We start from the raw sequence: 10,954 nt of genomic DNA, 5'->3' as shown, positions 1-10,954 counted from the left end.
CACGGCGAAAGATTCCCGCGATGGAGTCGGCGGCGGCCTGCAGCTCCGGGCTGGGGGTGGCACGGCCGCGCATGGCGTCGCCGGCCAGCCACTCCACCCGGGCGCGGAGGGACGGCTCGCGAATGCCTTCTGCCGCGCGGCGCGCGTCGGGCTGTGCGTGCAGGGAAGCCGCGGCGAAAAGGGCCAGCGGCAGCAGAATCAGCTTCGGGATGCGCATCGGGTCGGATGGGCGTGCGGTGACGGGCCGGGAGTACGGAACCGGTACGGCGCGGCGGATCGCCGGGATTCGCGGCTTTCCCGGTCGGTTGACCCATCCACGCGGCCCGGCTATCGGACGAGAGTCTACGGGCGCCGCACACCGGAATCCAGTCGCGGACAACAGCGCGCGGGCGGCGAACGGCCGCGCTTCATCCATCGAAACAGAGTTGTACGGCCATGCTGCTCACCCTGCGCACCACGCACGTCCCCGCGACGGACCTGGGCTACCTGCTGGCGAAGAACCCGGCCCGCGCGCAGAGCTTTGACCTGGGCTTCGGGACGGCGCACGTCTTTTACCCCGAAGCGGACGAAAATGCGTGCACCGCGGCGCTGCTGCTGGACGTGGACCCCGTGGGGCTGGTGCGCGGGCGCGGCCACGGCGACAGCGGTGCGCTGGACCAGTACGTCAACGACCGGCCGTACGCCGCGTCGTCCTTTCTTTCCGTCGCGCTCTCGCGGGTGCTGCGGAGCGCCATGGCGGGCATCAGCCGCGAGCGGGCGGAACTGGCGGCCACCCCCATCCCGCTCGAGGCGCGCCTCGCCGTGCTCCCCGTGCGCGGCGGCGACGCGGTGCTGCGGCGCCTGTTCGAGCCGCTGGGCTACGAGGTGGAGGCGGCGCCGCAGCCGCTGGACCCCGCACACCCCGAGTGGGGCGACAGCCGCTACTTCACCGTCACGCTGCGGGCGACGGTGCGGCTCGCGGACCTGCTGACGCACCTGTACGTGCTGGTACCGGTGATGGACGGCGCCAAGCACTACTGGGTGGGCGATGAGGAGGTGGAAAAGCTGCTGCGGCACGGCGAGGGATGGCTGGCCGCGCACCCCGACCGCACCCTGATCGCCGCGCGCTACCTGAAGCGCCGCCGCTCGCTGGTGGACCAGGCGCTTGCGCGGCTGGTGGAGCCGGAGCCGGACGTGGCGGAAGAGGGCGCGGTGGAAGCGGCGGTGGAGGGAGCGGAGGCGGCCGAACCCAGCGCCGCCAGCGTGCGCGACGCGGAGGAGGGGGCGCTGGAGTCCCGCATCAGCCTGCACCAGCAGCGGCTGGAAAAGGTGATGGAGGTGCTGCGCGAAAGCGGCGCCGCGCGCGTGCTGGACCTGGGGTGCGGCGAGGGCCGGCTGCTGCGCCTGCTGGTGGCCGAGCCCCGGTTCACGGAGATCGTGGGAATGGACGTGTCGCACCGCGCGCTGGAAGTGGCGGCGGACCGGCTCAAGCTGGACCGCATGGCGCCGCGCGTGCGCGATCGCCTGCGGCTCATCCACGGCGCGCTGACCTACCGCGACCGGCGCCTGGCCGGCTACGACGCGGCCGCCGTGGTGGAGGTGATCGAGCATCTGGATGCCGCGCGTCTGGCGGCGTTCGAGCGGGTGTTGTGGGAGTACGCGCGGCCGGGAACAGTCGTGCTCACCACGCCCAACGCGGAGTACAACGTCCGCTGGCCCTCGCTGCCGGCGGGCCGCTTTCGCCACAAGGACCACCGGTTCGAGTGGACACGGGCGGAGTTCCAGGCGTGGGCGGACGGCGTCTGCGCGCGGTTCGGCTACACGCTTCGCTTTCTCCCCGTCGGCCCGGTGGACGAGGAGGTCGGCGCGCCGACGCAGATGGCCGTCTTTGCCCGCGCGGATACGCCCGTGGCGGAGAACGCGGGTTCACGGGAGGGGGATGGATGATCGGCAGACTGATCCGCTGGATCCGCGGCACTCCCCGGGCTTCGTTCATTGCGCGGCCTGCGCTCCCGCCGGATCCGGCCAGGGCGGAGGGGCGGGTCGCGATGCGGCTGGGGGACGTGCTCGAGGGTCCCGCGGCCGCACGCCATCGGGCCGAAAGCGGGCTGCGGCGGGAGATCGACGGGATCCTCCCCGGCGAGTGGCCCCGCGTGGACGAGAGGCTGCGCGGCTGGCGCCACCTGGACGAGTACGCGGAGATCCCGGAAGACGTCGTGATCGCTCCCGGCTCCGCCGCGGCGGAGGTGTTGGCGTCGCACGGGAACGGCTTGATCCGCGCGGAGATGGTCCGGCGGCTCGCGGAGCAGCGGGACGGGCGCGAACTGCGGCCGCTGCTGCTGCGCGCCCGGGACTGGGTTCCGCAGGTGCGCGATGCGGCCCGGGAGGCGCTCCGCGGGCGGGTGGGGGATGACTACGCCGTGCACTGGGCGCGCAACCTGGCCCTGGTGCTCTGGGTGCGCGGCGGAGAACGGGGCGATCCGGAGTTGGCGGAGCGGGTGATGGAGCTGCTGGCATCGGACCGGGCGGAGCACCGGATGTTCTCCTGTCTGGAGTCCCCCGAGCGGCAGGTGCGGCGCGCGGCGTTCGAGCTCCTGACCCGGCACGACGGGCCGCGCAGGTTCGGCCGCGTCCGCATTGCGCTCGGATGCCGCGATGTGGGAATCCGGCGCCGGGCGGCGGGTTGGGTGGGGACGTTTCGGCAGGATGGCCAGCGGGCGCTGCTCCCGCTGCTGTTGGCTGACCCGGCACCCGTCATCCGCACGGCCGGACTGGATGTGGCGGTGCATGCGCTCGGCCCGGGGGAGCGGGACGCGGTGCTGCGGGAGGCGCTGCTCGACCGGTCGGCCCGCGTGCGGAGCGCCGCCCGATTCCACCTGGACGCACACGGGCCGGTGGATGCGGCGGCCTTCTACCGGGAGCGGATCGCGGAGGCGGGACTCCGCATGCCCGCGGTGATCGCCGGCCTGGGAGAAACCGGGACGGCGGCGGACGCGGACCTCGTCCGCACCTGCCTGACCGACGCACGGCCGACAGTGCGGACCGCCGCGGTCGGCGCGATGGCGCGGCTCGCGGATGCCCAGGAAGTGGAGGTGTTTCTCGCCGCGCTGGTGGACCCGTCCGCCCGCGTGTCCCGGCGCGCGGCAGAGGCGCTGCGGCCGCGGATCGGGTGGGTGCCGCGGGCCGCACTCGCGCCGCGGATGGCGGAAACGCAGCCGGCGCACGTCCGCCGCAACGCGTTCCGGCTGCTGGCGTCCGGCTCGCGGTGGGATTCGATCGGGTGGATTCTGCGCGGCTGCGCCGGCCCTGACGCGTCGCTCGCGCGGACCGCGCAGGATCATCTGCGGGGCTGGCGAGACGGGCTGAACCGCACGGCGGCACCGCCCACGGAAGAACAGAAGAGCGCCGCACGCGCGGCGTTGCACGAGGCGGGCGAACACGTCCCGCCACTCATGAGAGACTGGCTCCTGTTCGTCCTTCGCTGACCGGGCGCGGGCGCGCCGGGGCGGAAGGACGGGAACGACGATGAACACGCATCTGATTCTGCCCCTGGGCACCCGCGTCACCCTGCGGCAGGCGGCCACCACCGGCGCGGGCGCGCTGGTCGCGCCCGCGGGCGCCGTGGGCCACGTGGTGCGCGCGCCGGACGACGCGGCGCACGCCTACCGCGTGCGCATGCCGGATGGCGCCGAGGTGTCCATGCGGCGCGACCAGCTCACCATCCGCAAGCAGGAGCACGCCACCGCGCTGCTACAGGCCGACGCGCTGGCGGAGTACGACCTGACCCGGCACGTGGCGCTGCGCGCGGTGGTGGGGTCGCGCGCGTACGGGCTGCAGTCCGCTGAATCCGACGTGGACCGTCGCGGTTTCTACCTGCCGCCTGCCCGGCTGCACTGGGCGCTCTACGGCGTGCCGGAGCAGCTGGAAAGCGCGGACAGCGACGAGGTCTACTGGGAGGTCGGCAAGTTCCTGGTGCTGGCGCTCAAGGCCAACCCCAACGTGCTGGAGGTGCTGTACACGCCGCTGGTGCTGGATTCGACGCCGGTCGCGCGTGAGCTGCTGGACAACCGGCACCGCTTTCTGTCGCGGCGCGTGTACCAGACGTTCAACGGGTACGTGCTGTCGCAGTTCAAGCGGCTGGAGACGGACTTTCGCATGGAGGGCGCGCCGCGGTGGAAGCACGCCATGCACCTGATCCGGCTGCTGCTCTCCGGCGTGGCGGCGCTGCGGGAGGGCACGCTGCCGATCGCGGTGCGGGACGAGCACCGGGCGCCGCTGCTGGACATCCGCGCCGGAAGCGCGCAGTGGGACGAGGTGAACCAGTGGCGGCTGGCGCTGCACCGCGAGTTCGACGCGGCGTACGCGTCCACCACACTGCCCGAGGCGCCGGACTACGCCTGGGCGAACGACTACCTGGTCCGCGCCCGCCGCGCCGCCGTGGAGTTATGAGCCGGGCCGGGGTGAGGGCGATGGCGAGGGTTGAGGGGCAGCGGAGTCGAGTGTGGCCGCGGCGTGTGGCCCTCACCCGGCCGGCGCCCTCACCCGGCCGCGCTGAGACGCGTCCACCCTCTCCCACGAACGGATGTGGGGGAGGGGGCACACGGCAACGGCGGTCTGGCGCGTTTCGGACAGGGTGGCGCGTGCGGAGAGAGGCCCCCATCCCCAGCCCTTCCCCAAAAAACCCTGGGGGAAGGGAGCAATGGGTGCGCTCTCCAGATTGTCGCTCGCGCCAACAACCCTCCCCCAGTCTGTTTTGGGGGAGGGTGGGCCGGTGGTGCCGGCCCGGGTGGGGGCCGCCGTGAGGCGCGCCCAGCGCACCGCCACTGGGCACTGGGCACTCGGAACTGGGCACTTCCGTTCCTCAGCACTCAGCACTCCGCACTCCGCACTCGCCGTTCTCGCGTGAGGGATTCGCGCCCGGAGGGCCGAGACACCGGAGTGCAGGGGCAACAGCAGTACCGTTGCCCCGGAACGCAGGGGGCTCGGCGCCGTTAGGCACAGCTGTATCGTGCCTTACGGCGCGCGAAGCCCGACCCGGAGCGCAGCGGAGGGGCACGCCCAAACGCAGTTCTTCATCTGTCAAAACGATGCACGCAGCCAACGCGTGCCGCCGGAAAACGAGGACCGCATGACGACCGATCCGCGCCTGCGCGCCGAAATAAACGCGCACCCGTACCCCCTGCTGTTCGCCACCGTGAGCGGCGCGCACCTGTACGGATTCCCCTCCGCGGACTCCGACCACGACCTGCGCGGCGTGCACCTTCTGCCGCTGGAGCACCTGGTGGGCCTGTCCACGGGCGAAGAAACCGTGTCGCTGGAGCACGTGCGCGACGGCGCCGAGGTGGACCTGGTGACGCACGAGGCGTGCAAGTTCCTGCGCCTGCTGCTGCGCAACAACGGCTACGTGCTGGAGCAGCTCTACTCGCCCCTGGTGGTGCACACCACGCCGGGGCACGCGGAGCTCAAACGCGTGGCGCGCGGCTGCATTACCCGCGGCTGCGTGCGGCACTACGCCGGGTTCGCCGCCGGGCAGTGGCGGCTGTGGGACGGCGAGCACCCGCGCCGCCTGAAGCCGCTGCTGTACCTGTACCGCGTGCTGCTGACGGGGATCACCCTCATGCGCACGGGACGGGTGAATGCGTCGCTGCCCTCGTGCAACTACGAGATGGGGCTGCCGTACATCGACGACCTGATCGCACGCAAGGTGAACGGCGACGAGCAGGGCATCATCCGCGACGCGGACGTGGAGTTTCACCGCGCGGAGTACCTGCGGCTGCACGCGCTCCTGGTGGAATCCGCCGAGCGCAGCACCCTTCCCGACACGCCCGGCGAATCCACCCGCCGCGCCCTGCACGACCTGCTGGTGCAGCTCCGCATGCAGCCGCTGGCGGCCGCGGCGTGAAATGTTGATGACCGTCCGTCGTTTCGATCCCGCGGAGCCGCGGATCGGGACGACGGCTGACGGATTCTTGAACGACGGAACGAGGCGCCCGCGCGGCGCGTGGAGTCATGACGGATACGACCGAGAACACCGAGACCGCGCGGCGGCAGCCCGCCATCGCCCTCCCCGACCTTTCCATGGTGGTGCTGGTGGGCGCGTCCGGATGCGGAAAGAGCACCTTTGCGCGGCGGTTCTTTCGCCCCACGGAGATCCTGTCGTCCGACTTCTTCCGCGCGATGGTGGCGGATGACGAGCTGGACCAGAGCTCTACCCCGGACGCGTTCGAGGTGCTGCACTTTGTCGCCCGCAAGCGGCTGCGGGCGGGGCGGCTGACGGTCATCGACGCCACCAACACGCAGCCGATGGCGCGCAAGCCGCTGGTGGCGATCGCGCGGGAAACGCACGTAATTCCCGTCGCCATCGTCCTCAACATCCCCGAGCGGGTGTGCCGGGAACGCAACGCCGCCCGGGTGGACCGGCAGGTGCCGCCGCACGCCATCGCGCAGCAGAGCCGGCAGCTGCGCGACTCGGTGCACGCGCTGCGGCGCGAAGGGTTCCGCCACGTCTTCGTGCTGAGCGCGCGGGACGTGGAGGACCTGACGGAGATCCGCCGCGAGCCGCTGTGGAACGACCGCCGCGGCGACCACGGCCCGTTCGACCTGATCGGCGACGTGCACGGCTGCGGCGACGAACTGGACGAACTGCTGGCCGCGCTGGGCTACGCGCCCGGCGAGGACGGCGTCCCGCGCCACCCCGAGGGCCGCAAGGCCGTCTTTCTGGGCGACCTGGTGGACCGCGGGCCGCGCGTGGCCCACGTGCTGGCGACCGCGATGGCGATGGTGCAGGCGGGGACCGCCCTGGCCGTTCCCGGCAACCACGACGTCAAGCTGCTGCGCGCGCTGCGCGGCAAGAACGTGCAGATCAAGCACGGCCTTCAGACCTCGCTGGACGACCTGGCGCAGCAGACGCCGGAGTTCCGCGCCCGGGTGGACCGCTTTCTGGACGGGCTCCCCAGCCACTACGTGCTGGACGGCGGCGCGCTGGTGGCCGCCCACGCGGGGCTCAAGGAGGAGTTCCAGGGCCGCGGCTCCGGCGCCGTGCGCGAGTTTGCGCTGTACGGCGAAACAACGGGGGAAACGGACGAGTTCGGGCTCCCCGTGCGCTTCAACTGGGCGGCGGAGTACCGAGGCGGCGCGGCGGTGGTCTACGGCCACACGCCGGTCCCCCGGCCGGAGTGGCTGAACCGCACGCTGAACATCGACACGGGCGCCGTGTTCGGCGGCAGCCTTACGGCGCTGCGGTGGCCGGAAAAGGAGTTGGTTTCCGTCCCCGCGCGCGCCGTCTACGCGGAGCCCGCGCGGCCCTTTCTGGTGGAGGAGGAGGCGGTTCTATCCGCCCAGCAGCGGGCGGACGATCTGCTGGACATCGACGACGTCAGCGGCACGCGCCGGGTGGAGACGGCGCTGGCGCGCATGGTGACGCTGCGTGCTGAGAACACGGCGGCGGCACTGGAGGTCATGAGCCGCTTTGCCGCGGACCCGCGCTGGCTGGTGTACCTGCCGCCCACCATGTCGCCGTCGCAGACCAGCCGCGCGCCCGGTCTGCTGGAGCACCCGGCGGAGGCGTTCGCCTACTTCCGCAGCGAGGGGATCGCGGAGGTGATGTGCCAGGAAAAGCACATGGGCTCGCGCGCCGTCGTGGTCGTCTGCCGTGACGAGGACGCGGCGGCGCGGCGGTTCGGCGTGCACGGGCAGGGGATCGGGATCGTGTACACGCGGACGGGCCGCCGCTTCTTTGATGACGACGCGCTGGAGGCGGAGGCGCTCGGCATCGTGCGCGACGCCATGGCGGCGTCCGGGTTCTGGGAGGAGATGGCGACGGACTGGGCCGTGCTGGACTGCGAGCTGATGCCCTGGTCCGCCAAGGCGCAGGAGCTGATCCGGTCGCAGTACGCCTCCGTGGGTGCAGCCGCGCGTGCGTCGCTGGGCGAGGCCGCGGATGCGCTGCGGCGCGCGGAGGCGCGGGGCGCGGGGGTCGGTGCCCTGCGTCTGCGCACGGAGGAGCGGCTGGGCGCGGCCGAGGCGTACACGGCCTCGTACAACCGCTACGTCTGGCCCGTGGAATCGGTCGACGACCTGCGGCTGGCGCCCTTTCACCTGCTGGCCACGGAGGGCGCGGTGCACACCGGGCGCGACCACCGGTGGCACATGGAGCGCATCGCCGCCATCCGCGCGGGCGGCGGGCGGCTGCTGTACCCCACCGAGTACCGCGTGGTGAACCTGGCGGATGCGGAAAGCGAGGCGGCGGCGGTGGCGTGGTGGGAGGCCATGACCGCCGCGGGGGGCGAAGGGATGGTGGTGAAGCCGATGGACTTCGTGGCGCGGGGCGGACGCGGGCTGGTGCAGCCCGCGGTCAAGTGCCGCGGCCGCGAGTACCTGCGGCTGATCTACGGCCCGGAGTACAGCGCGCCGGAAAACCTGGAGCGGCTGCGGGCGCGCGGGCTGGGTGCCAAGCGCTCCCTCGCCATGCGCGAGTTCGCGCTGGGGGTGGAGGGGCTGGAGCGGTTCGTTCGCGGCGAGCCGCTGCGCCGCGTGCACGAGTGCGTGTTCGGCGTGCTGGCGCTGGAGTCAGAGCCCGTGGACCCGCGGCTGTAGGGGAAAACAACGCCGGCCCGGAGCCATCCGGGCCGGCGTTCGTCATCCCGCGGCTCGCGCCGGCCCGCCGGGAGGTTGCACGGCGATCAGCGGGGGGTGACCGGTCCGCCGCCTCCCTGGCCGGGCGCCATCCTGAGCGCGGACATGACGGCGATCCGCCGATCGTACGCAAACCCGTTCATCTGGCCCGATGAGATGCGTCCCAGCTCCGCATGCAGGCAGGTGAGGTGCGCCTCCGAGAACTCGGTCGCGGGGCACTGCAGTCCCAGCGCGGCCAGGAACGATGTGAGCGACACGCTGGACGGAGAAGCCGCGGCGGTCGCCCCGGGATACTGCGTCTGCACGAACTGCACGAAGGAGCGTGTAGCACCGAGCGGATGATCGGCTTCCATGTCCGGAAACAGGGAGCCGTTGGCCGCGGTCAGGCCCAGGCTGCTGCCCGTGCCCGACTGCAGAAACGCGCTCAGCCGCAGGTTGCGCGTGACCGGCAGCACGGTGCCGCCCTCGGCCAGCGACTCCTGCGCGGTGAGCATGTGATACCAGATCATCTGCTCCAGAAGGCTGCCCGCCACCTCTTCCGCCCGGGAATTCTGCCCGTCCTGATGCGCGGCGATCTCGTGGGCGATCAGCGGGATGAGGCGCAGAGGGTTCTCGTACATCAGTCGCGCGTTCACCCGCAGAAGCAGCCGCCCGTTGGCAAGCACCGTCATCTGCGCGGGAACGGTTTCGGGAAGGGTACTGGAAAAGATCATCCCCGCCAGCATGAGCCCCCCGGCCGGAGAGCGGGCGCCCAGGACCCACTTTTCGAGCTCAGCCCCGCCCTCGTACGACATCGCGCCCACCAGCGCGGTGCGCAGGCCCGCGTACGAAAGGCTGTCGCCCACCTGCCCGATGGCCGGGTCGGTGCTCCGGAAGCGCTGAAAAGCGCGGGTGGTGTCCATGAGCTCAGGGATGCGGCCCGGGTTCATTCGGGAGTCTACCGCGGCGAAGGCGGCCAGCATCTGCACCCCCTCGTTGGCGGTGATCGGCGCGCCCGCGGCCACCGGCAGCCCCGCGAACGAGTTCCGCACCGCGTTCCGGTACGCGGGATCGCTCAGGTTCCAGGGCCGCAGCGCCAGGCTGGCTTCGGCGGTCCGCGGCTTTTCCACCTCGGGGCCGCTGGAGTCGCTGTTGCAGGCGGCCAGCAGGGCCAGCGCGGGAACGAGGCAGGCGAGCAGTCGCTTCATGGGAACATCCGGGTGCGGCGGGACGGATGGAAAGACGGCCGGTCGCGGCCGGCAGGCGGGTCACAGAGCAGCTGCGCGCAACATCCCTTCGCGCCACCGCCGCCGCAAGACGCGGCCCATCGGGGCGGGCGGGAAGGGGGCGCGGTCCCGGAGGATCAGGCGGCTCGTGCGGCGTGCCTCGCAGGACCCTCCGCGTGCAAACTGCGCACGGCGAGGGGAGAACCGCATGGGAACGTAGATGCCGGAAGTAGTTGAGATTGAAGCCCCGAGCGTGAACGCGACAGCGGCCGCGAGTCCGGGCTTACCGCTTTCCGAGCGGCGGATTGATCCGCTCAGGAGAGGTCGGGCGCACTCCGAATTCTGCCGGGCATGCGGAAAGCCCCCTCTCCCCTGTTCTCGCGCAAGAAAGGGAGACCTCAGAGCGCAGGCGGCGTTCGGGCATTCGAAGCGGGCTTCGGCTCGGCCGCGGAGCTCGGGGCCCCTCCCCCCGCCCCTCCCCGTGCAAACAGCCGCACGGAGAGGGGCGCTTTACCACGGGGCTGCGGGCCGGGGGTGTAGCCTCACGGCAGTATCGTGAGGCTTTCAGCCGTTGTTGCGGCGAGTTCACTCGCTCGGCCAGCCCGTGGTCGCGGCTACCCCCGCCCACCCACACCGGGGTTTCCGCCGCGTGCAGGTGAAGTCCCCCCGTCCGTTTGGGGGATTTTCCGCCGTTGTTGCGGCGACTTCAGTCGCTCAGCCCACCTTCGGCCGCGCCACTCCCCGGCCTTTCACACCGAAAATCCGCCCCACAAAAACCCTCCCCCAGTCTTTCTTGGGGGAGGGTGGGCGAGTCATGCGAGCCCGGGTGGGGGCCGCCCTGGAGTCCGCCGCCCGCCTGCAGGTGATGTCCCCTACGCCGACAGCTCCGTCCTGAGGCGCAGCAGCGCGTCCTCGGCGATCACCAGTTCGCCGCGCGCCTCGTTCAGCTGCTGCTGCTGCACCTCCACAAACCGGCGGTACGGCGCGATGCTCTCGTTCACCTTCTCCTGCGAATCCCCCACCGCCGCGTGCACCTGGCGCGTAAGGCCCTCGTTCAGCTGCCGGCGCAGGTCGCCCACCTTCTTGGCGAACTCCTGCTTGGCCTGCCGCCGCCGCGCGGGGATGATGTACAGCCC

Annotated in this window: 6 protein-coding genes and 2 pseudogenes; 5 read left to right on the top strand and 3 right to left on the bottom strand. The window is 72.0% G+C overall.

Annotated elements, in window-relative coordinates; genetic code table 11:
- A pseudogene (locus VF665_RS04095) lies at nucleotides 1-217 on the bottom strand (hypothetical protein); the annotation flags it as partial.
- Nucleotides 218-435: 218 nt separating this feature from the next.
- Between VF665_RS04095 and VF665_RS04090 the strand changes: the two are divergent.
- From VF665_RS04090 to VF665_RS04070, 5 genes are all read left to right on the top strand, one after another.
- On the top strand, nucleotides 436-1,926 hold the full coding sequence (locus tag VF665_RS04090; RefSeq protein WP_331052135.1) for a 3' terminal RNA ribose 2'-O-methyltransferase Hen1: 1,491 nt from the start codon (nucleotides 436-438) through the stop codon (nucleotides 1,924-1,926).
- Complete coding sequence (locus VF665_RS04085; protein WP_331052134.1) at nucleotides 1,923-3,464, top strand: hypothetical protein; 1,542 nt, start codon at nucleotides 1,923-1,925, stop codon at nucleotides 3,462-3,464. The genes VF665_RS04090 and VF665_RS04085 overlap by 4 nt, the downstream gene beginning before the upstream one ends.
- A gap of 40 nt (nucleotides 3,465-3,504) precedes the next feature.
- Entirely contained in the window at nucleotides 3,505-4,428 is a 924-nt protein-coding gene (locus VF665_RS04080) for a nucleotidyltransferase domain-containing protein (RefSeq protein ID WP_331052133.1), read from the top strand.
- 679 nt (nucleotides 4,429-5,107) lie between these two features.
- Nucleotides 5,108-5,881, top strand: a complete 774-nt coding sequence (locus VF665_RS04075; protein ID WP_331052132.1) for a nucleotidyltransferase domain-containing protein — start codon at nucleotides 5,108-5,110, stop codon at nucleotides 5,879-5,881.
- Nucleotides 5,882-5,988: 107 nt separating this feature from the next.
- Entirely contained in the window at nucleotides 5,989-8,574 is a 2,586-nt protein-coding gene (locus tag VF665_RS04070; RefSeq protein ID WP_331052131.1) for a polynucleotide kinase-phosphatase, read from the top strand.
- 86 nt (nucleotides 8,575-8,660) lie between these two features.
- On the opposite strand, the gene VF665_RS04065 is transcribed toward VF665_RS04070, so the two are convergent.
- Together VF665_RS04065 and VF665_RS04060 are read right to left on the bottom strand one after the other, a co-directional pair.
- The gene (locus tag VF665_RS04065) at nucleotides 8,661-9,800 is read right to left on the bottom strand and encodes a hypothetical protein (protein WP_331052130.1); all 1,140 of its coding nucleotides are present in this window, start codon (nucleotides 9,798-9,800) and stop codon (nucleotides 8,661-8,663) included.
- A gap of 890 nt (nucleotides 9,801-10,690) precedes the next feature.
- Nucleotides 10,691-10,954 (bottom strand): annotated as a pseudogene (locus VF665_RS04060) (dynamin); the annotation flags it as partial.

Origin of the sequence: Longimicrobium sp. (assembly GCF_036387355.1) — a bacterium.
Taxonomy (GTDB): domain Bacteria; phylum Gemmatimonadota; class Gemmatimonadetes; order Longimicrobiales; family Longimicrobiaceae; genus Longimicrobium.
Note: the sequence above shows the minus strand (reverse complement) of the source record. Positions and strands in the feature narration are given on the sequence as shown.